Below are 18583 nucleotides of genomic sequence, written 5' to 3'. Positions count from 1 at the left end.
ATGCGCGTTACGAAAATAGCCCTTGGCCCTTGATTAAGGATGGAATAATCCTAATTTAACGTCAGCAATAATAACGCAACGCTATCCCCCGAAATACGCCAAGGATCAGTCGGTTAAGGCATACCGTTACGCCTACGATTGGCCATTGACTGCGATGTTGCGAGTCATCCAGGGTCTGTCGCCAGGAGAAGCTGACCTATTCTTAGAGCTGGCCCGTTCTGTCTGAAGGAGATGACTATGCAAGATGAAAAACCGCCAATGAAGAAGTTACCCACCTCCATGTTGCCAGAAGAGACGGCTCCACGTCCGGAGTTCCCGGAGCAAGAACAAACCCCGCCGGGTCTGGATGCGGAAATGGAGCCATCCCCGGACCACGGTGAAACCAGCTACACCGGCTCCGGGCGACTGGCCGGTAAGAAAGCGTTAATTACCGGCGGCGACTCCGGTATTGGCCGTGCGGTGGCGATCGCCTTTGCCCGCGAAGGCGCCGACGTCGCGATAAACTATCTGCCCGAAGAGCAAAAGGATGCGGATGAAGTTATCGCCCTGATCAAAGCCGAAGGGCGCACCGCGGTGGCCCTCCCGGGTGATATTCGCTCCGAATCCTTCTGCCAGTCGCTGGTGGCCGACGCGGTGGAACAGCTGGGAGGTCTGAGCATCCTGGTTAATAACGCCGGGCGTCAGCAATACTGTGAAACCCTTGAGGAACTCACTACCGAAGATTTCGACGCTACCTTCAAAACCAACGTCTACGCGCCGTTCTGGATCACCCGCGCCGCACTGCCTCACCTCCAGGCCGGAAGCGCGATTATCAATACCACCTCGGTGCAGGCGTATAAACCCAGCCCGATCCTGCTCGATTATGCGCAGACCAAAGCCTGTCTCGCGATCTTCACTAAATCGCTGGCTAAACAGGTGGCGAAACGAGGCATTCGCGTAAACGCCGTAGCGCCTGGCCCTTACTGGACGGTGCTGCAATCCAGCGGCGGCCAGCCGGACGAGAAGGTGAAACAGTTTGGCAAAGACACGCCGATGGGGCGCCCGGGGCAACCGGTAGAGATCGCCCCGCTGTATGTCACCCTGGCATCCGATGCCTGCTCATATACCTCCGGACAGGTGTGGTGCTCTGACGGCGGGGATGGTGTGGTCTAAGCCTCCCGGCATACCGACGCGCGCCAGCGCGCGCCGGTATTTTCCCGGCCAACCCTTGCGGCTATATACTGGCCCCTCGCCTCCCGGTTGCGGCAATTTTTTCTTTCCTGCACTCCGCTACTCTGGCCGCATGCTATGATGTCCGCCCGCCGCTGTGCGCTAACCCTGGCCCCGACGCCACCCCTGAGGACGACAGATGAGTAATGACATCCCCCTGAAATTTTATGACATCGTGGACGAATACGAGACCGAAGCGGCTGCGCCGGTAAAGGATGAAGAACGCGATGCGCTGGCGCGCTATTTCCAACTGCTGATTGCGCGGTTAACTAATAACGAAGAGATTGACGAAGAGGCGCAGCGAGAAATGGCCCGCGAGGCGGCCATTAACGAAAACCGCATTGACGATATCGCTAATTTTCTTAATCAGTGGGGCAACGAATAAAGCTCAACGTCAGCCTACCGGCGGAATTGCCTTCCGCCGGTGCTGCCTGGGCACGAAGCGCCTAGACTCAGCCGTGGCCAGTCTCCTCTCCCAGACGCCTCTGCAGCGCATCAAGAAATAGCGGTAATCCGTCAGGTTGGTAGTCGCGGGAAAGATAGATGCCGTAAACGCTCAACGCCTTTGGCGTCCACTCCGGAAGCACCACCTCCAGCGTGCCGCTGTCAATCGCGCCCCGGGCCTCCAGTTCGGGAAGCATCGCAATGCCGCACCCGGCAACCGCCGCCTCCAGCAGCAATGAAGATATCCCTGCGCTCAGATTACCGTTCACCGCCACCGACGCTTCCCGCCCCTGCGCATCGCTGAACTGCCAGTGCTGGCTGGCGAAATGGCTGTATAGCAGGCAGTTATGTCGTTGCAGATCGTCGGGCGTCGTCAACGGGCCATGCTGGCGCATCCAGCGCGGCGCGGCGCAGAGCAGCGAACGGCACACTCCGAGGCGACGAGCGATGGCCCCCGCTTCCGGGTTGTCGGTAATGCGAATGGCCACGTCGATACGCTCGCCGATCAGGCTGACCGGATGGTTATTGATATCCAGCTCCAGGCGCAGCAGTGGATAGCGGGCGAGAAAGTCCGGTAGCAGCGGGGAGATCAGCTGCATGGCGGTAAAGTGCGCGCAGGCGACGCGCAGTGTGCCGCTGGGATCGGCCCGCTGACGCTCGCCGGCGATTTCATCGGCGATCCGCGTCAAACCGCGGGTCTTGAGCAATACCTTTTCCCCGGCCGGGGTCAGCGTCAGCCGCCGGGTTGAGCGATGGATCAGCCGGGCGCCGGCCCAGCTCTCCATCTGTTCCAGATAGCGGCTCACCATCGGGCGCGACATACCCAGCGCCCGCGCCGCGGCGCTAAGACTTCCCAGCTCGCAGATGCGCAGATACACCTGCGCAGCAATCACCCTGTCCATCACTCCCCCTGATCTGCACGTTTTATGAAACTCAGCATCTCTTGTTTCAGGAATTTTATCAAATAGCGAAATCCGTACAATGGAACGCATTCACCTGTTACTGAGAATAAATCATGAAATTATCTGCCCTTGCTGTTGCTACCGCCCTGTTCAGCGGCGCGGTCTTCGCGGCGCCTCTGACGCTGCAAACTTACAACCCGCAGGAAAAAGGACTTTTTGCCGTCAACTCGACCCTCGTTTCCGGTCCGCATGAAGCGGTACTTTTCGACGCGCAGTTCAGCGTCAAAGATGGGGAAAAGCTGGTGGAGATGATCAAGAAAAACGGCAAACCGCTATCGCGGATTGTGATCACCTCTGGCGATCCGGATTTCTATTTTGGTCTTGAGCCGCTGGTAAAAGCCTTCCCGCAGGCGGAGGTGGTCGCCACGCCGGAGGTCGTCAAACATATTGCAGCCACCAAAGCGGCCAAACTGGCGTACTGGGGCCCGCAAATGAAAGACGGCGCGCCGACGCAGGTGTATGTCCCGCAGGCGCTGGAGGCCAACAGCTTTACCATCGATGGCGAGAAAGTGACCATCATGCAGCCGCATGACTACGCGGCGTTCGTCTGGATCCGGGCGAACAAAACGATCCTCGGCGGCACCGGCGTGGCGTGGGGTATGCATCTCTGGACCGCCGACACCCAGACGCCGGCCAGTCGTCAGCAATGGCGTAATACGCTGGACCAGATGATCGCCCTGCACCCGCAGCGGGTGATCCCGGGCCATTATCTCGGCACCCCGCCGGAGGGAGACAGCGCGGTGCGCTTTACAAAAACTTATCTCCAGCAGTTCGAGCAGGCGCTGAAGACGCATTCGGATTCGGCCGGGGTGATCAAGGCGATGGAGGCACAGTGGCCGGGCCTGGCGGAGACCAGCTCGCTGGAGTTAAGCGCCAAAGTTAATACCGGTGAGATGAAGTGGTGACCCCTGCGGCGCGCAAGGAGGACTGTTCTTAATCTGGCTCCCCAGGGTTGCTATTACCGAGAAAATGGACCACCCTACCTGTGGCCGCACAAAAAACGCGCGGCCGACTTTGGGTTACATTTCATCCGGTCATTACCGGGTTTGCCCTTGAAACCAGAACAGGATAAAGGAGTCAGAATGAAATCGAACCATCAGGCACGTCATCTTCTCGGTCTGAACTATAAGCTTTCCCGGCAGAAAAAAGTGGTGCTGGAAGGCGATGAAGAAACCACCATCAACCACATCCATGCTACCGGCCGCAAACGCCGCGGTGGTTAATTTTCAGCCTGAGTGATGATAAACAACACCGTCCTGTTGCCAGGATGGTGTTTTTTTATGGCAATTGACTGCTTGTTTACCCGCTTGAAGACCTTCTGCTCTATACTCTGCCCGCTGCTTTCCACCCGCCCTTCGCTTATCGCCGCGCCGGGACTGTGGTCATGATCAAGGAGTTAGTGCGATGCAATTTACCCATAAGAAAAACCGTTCCCTGTACATCCCCTACGCGGGTCCCGTTCTGCTTGAATTCCCCCTGCTCAACAAGGGAAGCGCCTTCAGTATGGAAGAGCGCAGCAATTTCAATCTGCTCGGCCTGCTGCCGGAAGTGGTTGAAACTATCGAAGAGCAAGCGGAACGCGCCTGGATCCAGTATCAGGGATTCAAAACTGAAATCGACAAACATATTTATCTGCGTAACATCCAGGACACCAACGAAACCCTGTTTTATCGCCTGATCGGCAACCACCTTGAAGAGATGATGCCGGTTATCTATACCCCGACGGTAGGCGCGGCCTGCGAACGTTTCTCCGAGATCTATCGTCGCGCCCGCGGCGTCTTTATCTCCTACCAGAATCGCCATAACCTTGACGACATCCTGCAAAACGTCCCGAACCACAACGTGAAAGTGATTGTGGTCACCGATGGCGAGCGCATTCTCGGCCTCGGCGACCAGGGAATCGGCGGAATGGGGATCCCGATCGGTAAACTGTCGCTGTACACCACCTGCGGCGGCATCAGCCCGGCTTACACCCTGCCAATCGTGCTGGACGTCGGAACAAACAACCAGCAGCTGCTCGACGATCCGCTGTATATGGGCTGGCGCCACCCACGCATTACCGACGACGAGTACTATCAGTTCGTTGACGACGTGATCCAGGCGATTAAGGCCCGCTGGCCGGACGTGCTGCTGCAGTTTGAAGATTTTGCGCAAAAGAACGCCATGCCGCTGCTCAACCGCTACCGCAATGAAATCTGCTCGTTTAACGACGATATTCAGGGCACCGCGGCGGTGACCGTCGGGACGCTGATCGCCGCCAGCCGCGGCGCCGGAAGCCAGCTGAGCGAGCAAAAAATCGTCTTTCTCGGCGCGGGTTCGGCCGGCTGCGGTATCGCTGAACAGATTATCGCCCAGATCGTCCGCGAAGGACTCAGTGAAGAAGAGGCCCGCCAGCGCGTGTTTATGGTTGACCGCTTCGGCCTGTTAACCGACGGCATGCCTAATCTGCTACCGTTCCAGAACAAGCTGGTGCAAAAGCGTGAGCAGCTGCAGAGCTGGGATACCACCAGCGAGGCGCTGTCCCTGCTGGAAGTAGTGCGCAACGTGAAGCCGAACATCCTGATCGGCGTCTCGGGTCAGCCGGGACTGTTCACGGAAGAGATTATCCGCGAGATGCACAAGCACTGCCCGCGGCCGATCGTGATGCCGCTCTCCAACCCAACCTCACGGGTGGAAGCGACGCCGCAGAATATCCTGAGCTGGACCGACGGCGAGGCGCTGGTCGCCACCGGCAGTCCATTCTCCCCGGTTACCGTGAAAGGCAAGCAGTATCCCATCGCCCAGTGCAATAACTCCTATATCTTCCCGGGTATTGGACTGGGGGTGATCGCCTCCGGCGCGTCGCGGGTCACCGACGAGATGCTGATGGCTGCCAGCGAAACCCTGGCGCAGCACTCGCCGCTGGTCAACAACGGCGAAGGTCCGGTGCTGCCGGAGCTGAAGGATATCCAGACCGTCTCACGGGCAATTGCCTTCGCGGTCGGCAAGGTGGCCCAGGAGCAAGGCGTGGCGGTGAAAACTTCCGCTGAAGCGCTGCTGCAAGCGATCAGCGATAATTTCTGGCTACCGGAATATCGCAATTATCGCCGCACCTCGATTTAATCACGCTCACCGGGTCGACATATCGGCCCGGTTTTTAATAACGTCAGAATAATACCTCCCGCCACAGAAACGTTTTTTCCGCCTATATACATTCATCGTAAAAATATAAAACGGATAGCATTTGCCGCGCGCCCTCCGCTGTGCAAAATAGTTGTTTCTCACCCCCTCACAACGGAATGTGAAATGCTAAAATTAACCCTTGGCGCGAATAAAGCGAATGCGATTCTGATCCGTATTGTCTTGTTTCTTATCGGAGGTATCGCCATCATCACCGGAATGTGCCTCTTCAGCGGCGATATGTGGATGCTCACCCCGCGGGCGGAACAGTATCAGCCCGCCACCGGCGATCTGGTGGATGTCGTCATCTATGAACCGAGTAAATTTTTCTTCGCTCTGCTCTACGTGTTTATTATTACCCTGGTCTGGCTGTTGGCGGTACGTAAAATCCCCTGGCGGCCGATACAGCATCCTATATTACCGCTGATGGTACTGATTGCCGCCGGGATATTTATTTTCCTCCACCCGGAGGTCACCCCGGGTCGGGATGCCAGTATTCAGTACGGTAAACACAATACCTATTATGCGTCCATATTCTGGATGAAAACCCGGTCAGGTAGTCATTCCGCTAAGCAATCAAAATATGAAACCTTTGTTGAAGCGAAAGATCCCCGCTGGCTTATCGACAGAAACAATCTTCGCCGCGCCTGGCGCTGTGAAGTGCAGCGGCATACCCAGTTTTACACCCTGTCATTCAATGAGGGCTGGTTCCCGAACGGCGATCCGCAGGTCCTTGCCAACCAGTGTAGTCAGATTGCCGATCTGGATACGGTCTCTGAAGACGAGCTGCTTGTCACTAAAACCATCAGGAGCCGTAAATGAGCCAGCAAAAAATGGTTTTGCAGCCGATATTACGCCTCTGGCTGGGGCTGTTTAGCGGACTGTTGCTGGTGAGCGCCATCAGCGCCTTTCACGGTGAGTACTGGTATTTCGGCGATAAGCAGGCGTTTTACGCGGCGAAAGCCGGCGAGGTCTCTGTGCATGAACTCTATACGCCGGCGAAAATCCTCTTTGCTTTTATCGTCAGCACGATCCCGCCGCTGCTGTGGCTGCTGCTGGTTAACCGTCGGGCGCCGCGGCTGCTGACCCACACTCTCCCATCGGTGTTACTCCTGCTGGCGGGTTTGCTGTTTTTCTTCCTGAGACCCGACGTGATTCCCGGCGGGGAAACCCCTGTCTATCGCTACGGCGAGCGGGAGCGCTACTACCAGACGATACGCTGGCAGAAACCGGAGCCTGGCGCGTGGCGGGGTACCCGCTCTGAGTACAACGTGTATATCGAATATCGTGATCCCAGGGGATATCGCAAAGTCGACAATATTAAAAACGCCTATACCTGTGAAACCCACCGGGAGTCTCGCTTTTTTACCTTAACGACCGAAGAGGATTGGTATCCGGATTCGTATCCGAATATTCTCGAGGCTCCCTGCCAGGCGATAAAGGATCCCCAGGCGATGACGGAATATACCCGCGACCACGCCCGCTGGTTTCCCATTACGTTTTAGCAAACACACTAGCCTTCTGCGCCAACAATATCTCGCCGGTAATGGCACTGAACACGAAAACTGGTGGGTATCGGCCCCTGCCAGTTTTGTCACTGGCGCGCTTTCCCTTTCCCCACTACACTGCCATCACCCATCCACTGACTGAATAAAAAAGGAGGCCCCCCATGCTGTATTGTGAAATGTTTATTGTTTCACATGCCTTAGGCAATTGCGCCAGCTCAAGCGTTATCGGTATCGTGCTGCGATAACTATGGCTTGAGCGAAGACCCTTCACGCAATCCCTTCTCTCCGGCTTACCGGGTTATCGTCAGCGAGTTTTGACGAGGCATTTGCATGCCTGTAACTCTTGAGTAAGTTGACTATGAGTACATTACTAACTGCCCATGCGCTCCACGTGGAGACGGCTTTTGGGCCGCTGTTTAACTCCCTCTCCTTCACCCTGAAGAAAGGCGACCGGATCGGTCTCATCGGCCATAACGGTTGCGGCAAAAGCACCCTGTTACAGGTGCTGGAGGGCACCCTCGCGCCCACCTCGGGCAGCGTCTCGCTCGCCGGTCAGTGTCTGATGGCCCGCGTTGAACAGCATCTGCCGGAGGCGCTGCATACGCAGTCGCTGCTGCAGGCGGTGCTGGCCCCATTACCCGCCGACGCGCGGGAAGCACAGCGCTGGCTGGCCGAGCGCCTGCTGGCGCAGATGGGCTTTACCCCGGCGGTGATGGAGCAGCAGACCGCCACCCTGAGCGGCGGCCAGCACACGCGTCTGCTGCTGGCCCGGGCGCTGATCCGCCAGCCTGATCTGCTCTTGTTGGATGAGCCGGGCAACCATCTCGATCTGCCCACCCTGCTGTGGCTGGAAAGCTTCCTGCAAACCTGGCAGGGGAGCTTCGTACTGGTGTCACACGACAACACCTTACTGGATGCTGTAACTAATGCGAGTTGGATCCTCCGTGACCAGACGCTACATTGCTTCGCCTTGCCCTGCAGCGCTGCCCGTCAGGCACTGCAGGAGCAGGATGAAAGCGCCGCGTTACGTCATAAGGCGGAGCAAAAAGAGATCGACCGGGTCAGCGCCAGCGCCCGGCGGCTGGCCACCTGGGGTCGGGTCTATGACAATGAAGATCTCGCCCGCAAAGCCAAACAGATGGAGAAGCAGGTCGCCCGCCTGAAAGACGAGCAGACCGAGCTCAGCGTCGGCCCGCCGTGGCGCCTGGTGTTACAGGGGGACCCCCTGCCGGCCGACCGCCTTTTGGAGATGGACACCCTTCCCGTCTCGCCCGCGCCGGGTCAGCCATCCCTCTTCACCACCGGCGTGGCGCGCCTGCGCAGCGGCGATCGCGTGGCCATCATGGGACGTAATGGCGGCGGCAAATCGTCCCTGCTGCGCCTGCTGTGGCAGCAGATGAACAACGCATCGCCTCTCCCGGGGCTGCGCCTGCATCCCCGGTTGCACCCCGGCTACTATGACCAGACGCTGGCGCAGTTGCCGGACGAGGCCAGCCTGCTCGAGGCCCTGACGCCGTTTGCCCCGTCGGCGGACACCCGTAAACGGGCGCTGATCGCCGCCGGGTTTGGCTGGGCGAGACATAGCCAGAAGATCAGCACCCTCAGCGGCGGCGAGCGATCGCGGCTGCTGTTCGTTGGCCTGTCGCTGGCGCGCTACAGTCTGCTGCTGCTGGATGAACCCACCAACCATCTTGATATGGAGGGTAAAGCGGCGCTGGCGCAGACGCTGCGCGATTACCCCGGCGGCGTGCTGCTGGTCAGTCATGACCGCCAGCTGATTAGCGAAAGCTGTAACCGCTTCTGGCTGATTGACAGCGCCGGGCTAACGGAGTGGCACAGCCTGGAGGAGGTCTATGCCCGTCTGCAGGCCGTGGCGCCCGCCCCGGACAGTCGGCTCGCTTTGCAGAGTACACCCGCCGGGGCTGACGATGATGAGGAGGCGCTGCTGGCGCGGCTGATTGACCTGGAGCAGTGGCTGGCTGACGACATGGCCCGCAAGCCAAAACATCAAAAGCCGTCACTGCAGGCACAGTGGCAAGAGGAGATTGCCCGCCTGCTTAACCAACTGACGTAATCTCCATGTCCCCCCACCGGCTAAGGCGCCACGCCCTTAGCCGGTGTTTCCGGACCGGGTAAACTGCTGCTCGGTCATTACCTTTCCCCACTGCTCCCCCTGCCATTCGCGGATTAACGTGAAGCCAAAGGATTCATACAGTTTGCGGGCCGCGTCCAGCCCTTTAAAGGTCCACAGCTGCACCGCGCTAAACTGGCGACTATCGCAGAAAGCCATCGCCTCGCTGAGGAGCCGCCTGCCAATGCCGGTTCCCCGGCAGCTGTCATCGAGAATGAACCAGCGCAAATGCGCCTCCTGCTGGCCGAGGTCCTCGCCATCGATAGCCAGCGAGCCGACGATTTTCCCTTCGCGGATCGCCAGCCAGATCTGGTTGGCCGGGGAGGAGAGCCGGGTGGCAAATTCCGCTACGCCGCTGGCGACCTTGCCTTCAAAAAAAGCGCCAAAGTCATGATGACGGGCGTAATACTCCCCGTGCATCTGGGCTATCCGGCCGATCATCCCCGGATGGTAGCCGGTCATCAGTGAAATTTGCGGAGCCGTATCCGCAAGCGCGCTATCCCGACACTGCGCCAGCGCCCGGGCATAGGCCGCCAGTCCAGTGGCGACAGTTTGCTGCTGCGTCTCATCCAGATGGTCTAACGCCTCCACCACCTGACGGGTACCCCAGGCGTTAATTTTCGCCACCGTATCGTGCCCCTTTGCCGTCAGGGCGAGTGATTTCGCGCGCGCATCCTCCGCGCAAGGACGCTCCTCCAGCTCACCAGCCGCCAGCAGACGAGAGACCATCCGGCTGACGCTTGATTTTTCCAGTCCCAGCAACGTGACCAGCTGCGCGGCCGTCATCTCCCCCCTCATCGATACCTCAAGCAGGGTGTGCACCGCCGAAGGTGAATAATGGGTGGCGGCCAGCGTGGTGCTCATAAAGCCCAGCTCGCGCACCATTAACCGCGAGGCGGTACGAATCTGTTGGATTAAGGGGGTATCAGGCATGGCGGCGGGTCCAGAAAATGAAATGGTTGTACAATACAACCATCGCCTTCATCCTGCGTCAAGATGCAATATGGTGGAATAAGCGTTGTCGTGTGACGTGTGACGTGTGATTTTGCCGCCATAGGGATCGTGAAAGCGAATGCCGCGGGCGCCGGACAGCGCCCGCGATGAATATTATTGCGGGTTCTTCGCCTTCCAGGCCTCCCAGGCCGATTTGATCTCCTGCTTCGCGGCCGCGGCGTCATTAAAGCCGGCCAGCTCGACCTTTTTACGCCCCTCCGGCAGTTCTTTATAGACCCGGAAGAAGGCCTCCAGCCGCTGCTGTTCTATTTTCGGCAGATCGGAGATGGTCTTGATGTCGTCGTAGGTCGGGTCAATTTTACTGGCCGGTACGGCGATGATTTTGTCGTCTTTCTCACCGCCGTCTATCATTTTCAGCACACCAATTGCCCGCAGCTTAATCAGCGTGCCCGGGGCCATCGGCGCGCGGGTATAAAACACCACGTCCAGCGGGTCGCCATCCCCGGCCAGCGACTGGGTCAGCGAGCCGTAGTTCGCCGGGTAGGCCACCGGCATCGACTGAAAGCGGTCGGCGACGATAAACCCCGTTTTAGCATCGGTTTCGTACTTAATGATCCCGCCCGTCGGGATCTCAGTGACGGCGTAAAATTCTTCCGGGTTGTTTTCCGGCTGGGGAAATTCCAGCACATTGTGGGCCTGGGCGGCGGCGGACAAAAGCAGACCGGCGGTGAGGATGGTTTTTACCAGATGCATTGTTGTATCACTCTGTTGTTATAAGAAATTGATGCGCAAAACAATAGATTCGAGTGATGACAAAAACATGACCATTCAGCGTCAATATTATTACCTACCAAATATAGCGATGTTGTCTGAATTTTGTGCTATCTCTGTAGCAAAAAGCCACATTCTGTACTAAGCGCCTTGTATTTTACCGCTCAGCGTCTAATCCTTATTGGGTACTATTGCATTAATTAAGTTAATCAATTCCCCCACAAGGAGACAGGCATGAAGGCAGCTGTTGTTACCCACGACCATCAGGTTAACGTCACGGAAAAAACGCTGCGCCCGCTGGAATACGGCGAAGCGCTGTTGAAAATGGAATGCTGCGGCGTGTGTCATACTGACCTGCACGTGAAAAACGGCGATTTTGGCGATAAAACCGGCGTCATTCTCGGCCATGAAGGGATCGGGGTGGTACAAAAAGTCGGCCCGGGCGTCACCTCCCTGAAGCCGGGCGACCGCGCCAGCGTGGCGTGGTTCTTCGAAGGCTGCGGCCACTGCGATTACTGTAACAGCGGCAACGAGACGCTCTGCCGCTCGGTGAAAAACGCCGGCTATACCGTCGATGGCGGCATGGCGGAAGAGTGCATCGTCACCGCCAACTACGCGGTAAAAGTTCCGGACGGCCTCGACTCCGCCGCCGCCAGCAGCATCACCTGCGCGGGCGTCACCACCTACAAAGCGGTCAAGGTCTCCCACATCAAACCGGGCCAGTGGATCGCCATCTACGGCCTCGGCGGGTTGGGTAACCTCGCGCTGCAGTATGCGAAGAATGTCTTTAACGCCAAAGTGATCGCTATCGACGTCAACGACGGACAGCTGGAGCTGGCGGCCTCGATGGGCGCCGACCTGACCATCAACTCCCGCAATGAAGATGCGGCGAAAGTGATTCAGGAAAAAACCGGCGGCGCCCACGCTGCGGTAGTAACCGCGGTGGCTAAAGCGGCCTTTAACTCGGCGGTGGATGCCGTTCGCGCCGGTGGCCGCGTGGTTGCGGTGGGCCTGCCGCCGGAGGCGATGAGCCTCGATATTCCGCGTCTGGTGCTGGACGGCATCGAGGTGGTCGGTTCGCTGGTCGGCACCCGTCAGGATCTGGTGGAAGCCTTCCAGTTTGCCGCCGAAGGCAAAGTGGTGCCGAAAGTCACCCTGCGTCCGCTGGAAGATATCAATGCTATCTTCAAAGAGATGGAGCAAGGTCAGATCCGCGGCCGTATGGTTATCGATCTGCGTAGCTAATCACCCGCGCCTCTCCCGTCCGGGAGAGGCGATCCCCCTGGCACGTCCTCTCGCTTCCCAACCCGGGAAGTAAATGCAATTTCCGCAAATGCTTAGCGCAATTCCTTGGTTCCTTTGTTTTTAGCCGCGCCCGATGATGGCAACACAATAGATAACAAAGGAATTCACCATGCATCGTCATTTTCGCCTGCCCGCGCTGGCCGCGCTGTTTCTCACCGGCGCCTTTTCCGTCTGGGCCGCCGACACGCCGGTTAAAGGCGGCACCTTAATTTATCTGGAGCAGCAACCGCACACCAATCTCTATCCGCCCGCCGGCGGCTTTTACCCGAATGGCGGGATTCTCAATCAGATAACCGACAAGCTCACCTGGCAGAATCCCAAAACGCTGGAGATTGAGCCGTGGATCGCCGAGAGCTGGACCAGCAACGCCGATAAAACCGAGTACACCTTCCACCTGCGCAAAGGGGTCACTTTCTCAGATGGCACACCGCTGGACGCCGCCGCCGTCGCCAAAAACTTCGATACCTATGGTCTGGGAGATAAAGCCCATCGTCTGCCCGTCTCGGAGGTCATCAATAACTACCAGCGCAGCGAAGTGATCGACCCGCTGACGGTAAAATTCTACTTCAACAAGCCGTCGCCGGGCTTCCTGCAGGGAACCGCCACCATCGGCTCCGGTCTGGTATCTCTCAGCACCCTGCAGCGTAATTTTGAAGAGCTGGGCGATGCCCGACATATTATCGGCTCCGGCCCCTTCGTCGTGCAGGATGAAAAACCAGGCCGCGAGCTGACGCTGGTGGCGCGCAAGGATTACCAGTGGGGGCCGAAAAACATTGCCCAGCAGGGGCCCGCTAACCTCGACGGCATCACCTATATTGTGACGCCGGAAGACAGCGTGCGTATCGGCGCGCTGCTGGCAGGTCAGGCGGGCTTTATTCGCCAGGTGCAGGCCTACGATGAAAAGCAGGCTACCGATCAGGGATTTAAGATCTACGCTGCCCCTACCCGCGGGGTCAACGACAGCCTGAGCTTCCGCCCGGATAACCCACTGGTCGCCGACCTGCGGGTGCGTCAGGCCCTGCTCCATGCCACCAACGCCAGGCAGGTGGTGGAGACGCTGTTCTCCGCTAACTACCCGCAAGCCACCTCCGTGCTGGCCAGCTCTGCCGCCGGCTATGTCAATCTCAGCGATAAACTCACCTTCGACCAGGCCAAAGCCCGGCAGTTGCTGGATGACGCCGGCTGGAAGCCCGCCGCCGACGGTATTCGCAGCAAAGACGGTCAGCGGCTGGCGCTGACCGTCTATGAGTCGCTGCCGCAGCCGCAAAATAAGGAAGTGCTGCAGCTGATCGCCCAGCAGTGGCGCCAGGTGGGTGTGGCGTTGACGGTCAAAGCCGGGGATGCCGGTAGCCGTACGCTGGATAACCTCGACCCGCAGAAAACCCCGCTCACCGTCTCAGAAGTGGGCCGCGCCGACCCGGATGTGGTGAAAAGTATGTTCTTCCCCAACAACCGCGATGCGCTGCTGCAGAAAGGCGGCTCCAGCGATAAAGTGCAGCGCTTCCGCGATGATAAGCTCAATGACCTGCTGACCGGCATCTCCGCGGCGGTAGAGCCGCAGCAGCGCTTGCAGTTAACCGGTGACGCCCAGCGCTATCTGATCGATAACGCCTATGTGATCCCTATTTTCGAAGAGCCGCAGGTGTTCGCCGGCGCGCCGTGGGTCAAAGGCGTCAGCTTCGAGGCCGTCGGTCGTCCGTCGTTCTACGGCGCGTGGCTGGACAAGCACTAAGAGGCCGGTTATGAGCGCTTATCTTCTGCGACGATTCGGCCAGGGGCTGCTGGTCCTGTGGGCGGCCTTTACCCTCACCTTTTTCCTGCTGCAGGTCCTGCCGGGGGATGCGGTGCTGATCAAGTTTCAGAACCCGGACCTCGGCCTGAGCCCGGCGCAAATTGCGGAGATGCGGCTGGCCTACGGCGCCGATAGCCCGCTGTGGCGCCAGTACCTGCACACGCTGCTGGCGATGCTGCACGGCGACTTCGGCTATTCCCTGCAGGCGGGTCTGGCGGTCAGCAGTCTGATTGCCAGCAACCTGCCGGATACCTTAAGCCTCGCGCTGCCGGCCTTCCTGCTGGCCGTGGCGCTGGCGTTCGCCCTCGCTTTCGCCTCGCGGCTGCCGGGGCTGCGCTGGCTGAGCAATTTTCTGCAGTCGCTACCGGTGTTGTTTATCTCTCTACCTACCTTTTGGTTGGGTATCGCCCTGATCCAGCTCTTCTCGTTTCAGTTGCGCTGGATCCCGGTAATCAACCCCGGCCCACTGGAAGGACTGATTTTACCGGTTATCGCCGTCGCGCTGCCCATTTCCGCCCCGCTGGCGCAGATCCTGATGCGCAGCATGGATCAGGTGGCGGTTCAGCCCTTCGTCGCGGTCGCCCGCGCCAAGGGCATGAGCGAAACGGGCGTCCTCTGGCGCCATGTGATGGGGAATGCCCTGCTGCCGGCGCTGAATATTGCCGGGCTGCTGCTCGGCGAACTGATTGCCGGGGCGCTGATCACCGAGACCGTCTTCGGCCGCAGCGGCCTCGGCCAGCTGACCCAGCAGGCGGTCAATAACCAGGATATCGCCGTACTACAGGCGGTGGTGATGATCTCCGCCCTCGGTTTCGTCCTGATCAACCTGCTGGTCGACCTGGTCATGCCGCGACTGGATCCCCGACTCCATTTACAGACCGGAGGTGCAAAATGAGCCTGGTCGACTATACCATCGCGGTTCGCCGCCGCCCGGAGTGGCGTAGAGTGCGCCTGCAGCCTGGCCTGTGGCTGGCGTGGGCGGTGATGATCGCCGCCCTGTTAATGGCCATTGCCCCACAGTGGTTTACCTCCGCTAACCCGCTGGAGGGGATCCCCGGCGCTCAGCGCCTGGCGCCGCAGGCGCACTACTGGCTGGGTACCGACCAGCTGGGGCGCGACCTGTGGACGCGGGTGGTTTACGGCGCGGTGCATTCCCTGTCGGCGGCGCTGATCGCCGTCGCCATCGGCCTGGTGGTGGGTACCACCCTTGGCGCCCTCGCCGGGGCGCTGGCCGGACGCGTGGAATCCACCATCATGCGCCTGGTCGATGTCCTGCTGGCCATCCCCTCCCTGCTGCTGCAGCTCACGGTGATTATTCTGCTGGGTTTCGGCACGGTAAATGCGGCGGTGGCGGTTGGCGTCGCGGCTATCGCCAGCTTCGCGCGCCTGGCGCGAGCAGAAGTGGTGCGCGTGCGCCACAGCGATTACGTCGAGGCGGCCCGGGGCAGCGGCGGCACTTTTTTCGCCGTCTTCTGGCGCCATATTCTGCCCAACTCGCTCACTGCGGTGCTTGCTTTCGCGACGCTGCAGTTCGGTCAGGCGATGTTGGCCCTGGCCACCCTCAGCTTCCTCGGCTACGGCACTCCGCCGCCGGTCCCGGAGTGGGGACTACTGATCGCCGAAGGTCGCAATTACCTGTCAACCGCCTGGTGGCTGACCACCTTCCCCGGCCTCGCCGTGGTCGCCGTGGTCCTTGCCGCCAATCGTCTTAGCCGCCAGTGGAGTGGAGTACGCCCATGACCGTTCTGTCCGTTGAAGATCTACGCATCAGCTACCGCTCGCGGGGCGAATGGCGCGAGGTGGTGCACAACATCAGCTTTTCCATCCAGCGCGGCGAAATGCTGGCCTTCGTCGGAGAATCCGGCTCGGGGAAAACCACCACCGCGCAGGCCATTATCGGCCTGCTGGCGGATAATGCCCGCCGGGATGCCGGGCGGATTGTCCTCAATGGCGAAGTGATTAGCGACTGGTCGGATAAACGCCTGAACCGCCTGCGCGGAGTGAGCATCAGCCTGGTCCCGCAGGATCCCGGTAATTCGCTCAACCCGGTAAAAACCATTGGTCAGCAGGTGGAAGAGATCCTGCGGCTGCATCAGTCCCTCTCCGCCGCTGAGCGCCGACAGCAGGCCCTTAACCTGCTCGCTAAAGTCGGTCTAAGCCACCCGGAACAGCGTTTTGACCAGTATCCGCATCAGCTGTCTGGCGGGATGAAACAGCGGGTGCTGATAGCCATCGCCATTGCCCTGCAGCCGGATCTGATTATTGCTGACGAGCCCACCAGCGCCCTCGACGTCACGGTGCAGAAGCGCATTCTCGACCTGCTCGATATCCTGCGTCGCGAGTCGGGTACCGCCGTGCTGTTTGTCACCCACGATCTGGCGCTGGCCGCTGAACGCGCCGACCGGATCATGGTGTTTCGCCAGGGAGAGATTCAGGAACAAGGCGCCACCGAGACGATTGTCCAGCGTCCACAGCATCCTTACACCCGCCAGCTGCTCCACGACCTGCTGGATGCGCCGTTGGGGCTGGCGGCGGCTCGTCACCGGCCGCTGGCCACGCCGGCCATTCGCGTGGAGGGGATCAGCAAACGCTTCTCGCTGGGCAAACAGGCGCTGCAGGCGCTCGACAGCGTCAGCTTTGAAGTCAGACGCGGCAGCACCCATGCGCTGGTGGGCGAATCCGGCTCCGGGAAAACCACCCTGGCGCGGATCCTGCTGGGCTTTGAGCGCGCCGATGCCGGACAGGTCATCATCGACGGTATCGACGCCGGGCATCTCAGCCGCGAGGCACAGCGTCAGCTGCGGCGCAAGATCCAGTTTGTCTACCAGAACCCCTTCGCTTCGCTCGACCCGCGCCAGACGCTGTTTGCGATTATCGAAGAGCCGTTAAAAAACTTTGAGCGCCTCAGCGCGGCGACGCGTCGCCAGCGTGTGGAGAGCGTTGCCGCCCGGGTGGCCCTGGCCCCCGAGCTGCTGTCGCGTACGCCGCGGGAGCTTTCCGGCGGCCAGCGCCAGCGGGTGGCGATTGCCCGGGCGCTGATCCTCGAGCCGGCGATACTGGTCCTTGACGAAGCGACTTCGGCGCTCGACGTCACCGTTCAGGCGCAGATCCTCGCCCTGCTGCAGCAGCTACAGCAGCAGCTGGGTCTGAGCTACCTGTTCATTACCCACGATCTGGCGACGGTCAGGCGGATCGCCGACAGCGTCACGGTGCTGCGCGCCGGCCAGGTGGTGGAGCATGGCGACGTAAACCGCCTGTTCGCCGCCCCGCAGCAGGCCTACACCCGCGAACTGATCGCCGCCATTCCCCAGGTTTCCTCCCGCTTAGCACAGGCCCACACGGAGAACGCATAATGCCAAAACGCCTCGGTTTTTTTACCCGTCTGCTCGATCAGGGCTCCGCGCAAACGCGCTACCGGCTGGCGGCCGAACAGATCCGCCACGCGGAGCGTTTGGGCTTCGACAGCGCATGGATTGCCCAGCACCATTTTCATGAACAGGAAGGCGGCCTGCCTTCACCGCTGGTGTTTCTCGCCCACGTCGCGGCACAGACCGACCGGATCCGTCTCGGCACGGCGATTATCACTCTGCCGATGGAAAATCCGCTGCGCGTCGCCGAAGACGCAGCGGTACTGGATTTACTCACCGACGGACGTCTGGAGGTGGGGTTTGGCTCCGGCGGCACGCCAACCTCGTTTCTGCCCTTCGGCCTGACCAGCGAGCAGCGCGGGGCGGCGTTTGCCGACCATCTGCACCTGATCCATAGCGCCTGGCGCGGCGACACGCTGAGCCACCCGGACAACCGTCTCTATCCGCCGGCGCCGCAGTTGGCGGAGCGTATCTGGATCGCCACCTTCTCGGCGGAGGGCGCCATCCGCGCCGGTCAGGCGGGACACGGGCTGATGCTGTCCCGCACCCAGCCACGGCCGCCCGGCGAGCCACGTCTGCCGCTGGACGCCATTCAGAACCCGATCATCGACGCCTACCTGTCGGCGCTACCGGACGGCGTTGCGCCGCGGATCCTCGCCTCGCGCACCGCCTTCGTCGCCGACAGTCACGCCCACGCCCTGCAGGTCGCCGAGCCCGGTCTGCGCAAGCAGGCGACTCAGCACCGGGCGGCGGGTCATACGATAGAAGGTGACAGTGTCACCGACTATCTGCAACAGCTGGATGCCCACGTTGGCGATCCTGAGCATGTTATTGCCTCCCTGGCGCAGGACAGCGTGCTGGCCCGCGCCACCGATATTTCGTTTCAGGTGCACTCAGTCGAGCCTTCGCACCGGGATACGCTGCGTTCCATTGAGCTGATCGCTCAGCATATTGCCCCCCACATCAGATAAGGAGTCCCC

Annotated in this window: 18 protein-coding genes; 14 read left to right on the top strand and 4 right to left on the bottom strand. The window is 60.0% G+C overall.

What is annotated here, in order from left to right; all coding sequences use genetic code 11:
* Nucleotides 1–237 precede the first annotated feature (237 nt).
* Both KB892_RS11350 and KB892_RS11345 read left to right on the top strand, forming a co-directional pair.
* Nucleotides 238–1152: an SDR family oxidoreductase gene (locus tag KB892_RS11350; RefSeq protein ID WP_004151242.1), complete on the top strand. Its 915-nt coding sequence runs from the start codon at nt 238–240 to the stop codon at nt 1150–1152.
* A 196-nt stretch (nt 1153–1348) separates the two neighbouring features.
* Nucleotides 1349–1594, top strand: coding sequence for a YmjA family protein (locus KB892_RS11345; protein WP_004180069.1), 246 nt, complete (start codon nt 1349–1351; stop codon nt 1592–1594).
* Between the two features lie 67 nt (nt 1595–1661).
* Here KB892_RS11345 and KB892_RS11340 read toward each other — a convergent pair whose 3' ends face one another.
* A complete protein-coding gene (locus KB892_RS11340) occupies nt 1662–2555 on the bottom strand; it encodes a LysR family transcriptional regulator (protein WP_004200027.1) in 894 nt (297 codons plus the stop codon).
* A 113-nt stretch (nt 2556–2668) separates the two neighbouring features.
* Between KB892_RS11340 and KB892_RS11335 the strand changes: the two genes are divergently transcribed.
* Together KB892_RS11335 and sra are read left to right on the top strand one after the other, a co-directional pair.
* Nucleotides 2669–3520, top strand: a complete 852-nt coding sequence (locus KB892_RS11335; RefSeq protein WP_004189881.1) for a Vmh family MBL fold metallo-hydrolase — start codon at nt 2669–2671, stop codon at nt 3518–3520.
* A 177-nt stretch (nt 3521–3697) separates the two neighbouring features.
* A complete protein-coding gene (sra, locus tag KB892_RS11330; RefSeq protein ID WP_004143727.1) occupies nt 3698–3838 on the top strand; it encodes a stationary-phase-induced ribosome-associated protein in 141 nt (46 codons plus the stop codon).
* Here sra and KB892_RS11325 read toward each other — a convergent pair.
* Nucleotides 3835–3963, bottom strand: a complete 129-nt coding sequence (locus KB892_RS11325) for a hypothetical protein (RefSeq protein WP_002906122.1) — start codon at nt 3961–3963, stop codon at nt 3835–3837. The genes sra and KB892_RS11325 overlap by 4 nt on opposite strands.
* 56 nt (nt 3964–4019) lie before the next feature.
* Here KB892_RS11325 and KB892_RS11320 point away from each other — a divergent pair, with 56 nt between their 5' ends.
* The 4 genes from KB892_RS11320 to KB892_RS11305 all read left to right on the top strand — a co-directional run bounded on the left by KB892_RS11320 (nt 4020) and on the right by KB892_RS11305 (nt 9356).
* On the top strand, nt 4020–5717 hold the full coding sequence (locus tag KB892_RS11320) for an NAD-dependent malic enzyme (RefSeq protein ID WP_004200028.1): 1698 nt from the start codon (nt 4020–4022) through the stop codon (nt 5715–5717).
* Between the two features lie 183 nt (nt 5718–5900).
* Nucleotides 5901–6596 (top strand): glycosyl transferase, encoded by a 696-nt coding sequence (locus KB892_RS11315; RefSeq protein ID WP_004200030.1) that lies wholly within the window; start codon nt 5901–5903, stop codon nt 6594–6596.
* Nucleotides 6593–7279, top strand: coding sequence for a hypothetical protein (locus tag KB892_RS11310; protein ID WP_004200032.1), 687 nt, complete (start codon nt 6593–6595; stop codon nt 7277–7279). The genes KB892_RS11315 and KB892_RS11310 overlap by 4 nt, the downstream gene beginning before the upstream one ends.
* 361 nt (nt 7280–7640) lie before the next feature.
* A complete protein-coding gene (locus tag KB892_RS11305) occupies nt 7641–9356 on the top strand; it encodes an ABC-F family ATP-binding cassette domain-containing protein (protein WP_004200033.1) in 1716 nt (571 codons plus the stop codon).
* A gap of 36 nt (nt 9357–9392) precedes the next feature.
* On the opposite strand, the gene KB892_RS31655 is transcribed toward KB892_RS11305, so the two are convergent.
* Complete coding sequence (locus tag KB892_RS31655; RefSeq protein WP_019725529.1) at nt 9393–10346, bottom strand: bifunctional helix-turn-helix transcriptional regulator/GNAT family N-acetyltransferase; 954 nt, start codon at nt 10344–10346, stop codon at nt 9393–9395.
* A gap of 174 nt (nt 10347–10520) precedes the next feature.
* Nucleotides 10521–11120 carry an inorganic diphosphatase gene (locus KB892_RS11295; RefSeq protein WP_002906218.1) on the bottom strand — a complete coding sequence of 200 codons (600 nt, stop codon included), beginning with the start codon at nt 11118–11120 and terminating at the stop codon, nt 10521–10523.
* 252 nt (nt 11121–11372) lie between these two features.
* Between KB892_RS11295 and adhP the strand changes: the two genes are divergently transcribed.
* The 6 genes from adhP (at nt 11373) to KB892_RS11265 (ending at nt 18574) form a co-directional block, all read left to right on the top strand.
* Complete coding sequence (adhP, locus tag KB892_RS11290) at nt 11373–12383, top strand: alcohol dehydrogenase AdhP (protein WP_002906221.1); 1011 nt, start codon at nt 11373–11375, stop codon at nt 12381–12383.
* Nucleotides 12384–12552: 169 nt separating this feature from the next.
* Nucleotides 12553–14175, top strand: coding sequence for a TIGR04028 family ABC transporter substrate-binding protein (locus KB892_RS11285; protein ID WP_002906226.1), 1623 nt, complete (start codon nt 12553–12555; stop codon nt 14173–14175).
* Nucleotides 14176–14185: 10 nt separating this feature from the next.
* Entirely contained in the window at nt 14186–15130 is a 945-nt protein-coding gene (locus KB892_RS11280) for an ABC transporter permease (RefSeq protein WP_002906228.1), read from the top strand.
* Nucleotides 15127–15975, top strand: coding sequence for an ABC transporter permease (locus KB892_RS11275; protein ID WP_004200037.1), 849 nt, complete (start codon nt 15127–15129; stop codon nt 15973–15975). The genes KB892_RS11280 and KB892_RS11275 overlap by 4 nt, the downstream gene beginning before the upstream one ends.
* Entirely contained in the window at nt 15972–17588 is a 1617-nt protein-coding gene (locus KB892_RS11270) for a dipeptide ABC transporter ATP-binding protein (RefSeq protein ID WP_004200039.1), read from the top strand. Before KB892_RS11275 ends, KB892_RS11270 begins: the two co-directional genes overlap by 4 nt.
* Complete coding sequence (locus KB892_RS11265; protein WP_004200040.1) at nt 17588–18574, top strand: putative FMN-dependent luciferase-like monooxygenase; 987 nt, start codon at nt 17588–17590, stop codon at nt 18572–18574. Before KB892_RS11270 ends, KB892_RS11265 begins: the two co-directional genes overlap by 1 nt.
* Nucleotides 18575–18583 lie beyond the last annotated feature (9 nt).

The sequence above is a fragment of the Klebsiella sp. P1927 genome (genome assembly GCF_018204675.1).
GTDB classification, from domain to species: domain Bacteria; phylum Pseudomonadota; class Gammaproteobacteria; order Enterobacterales; family Enterobacteriaceae; genus Klebsiella; species Klebsiella pneumoniae.
The sequence above is the reverse complement of the archived record's forward strand: the minus strand, read 5'-3'. Positions and strand labels throughout refer to the sequence as shown.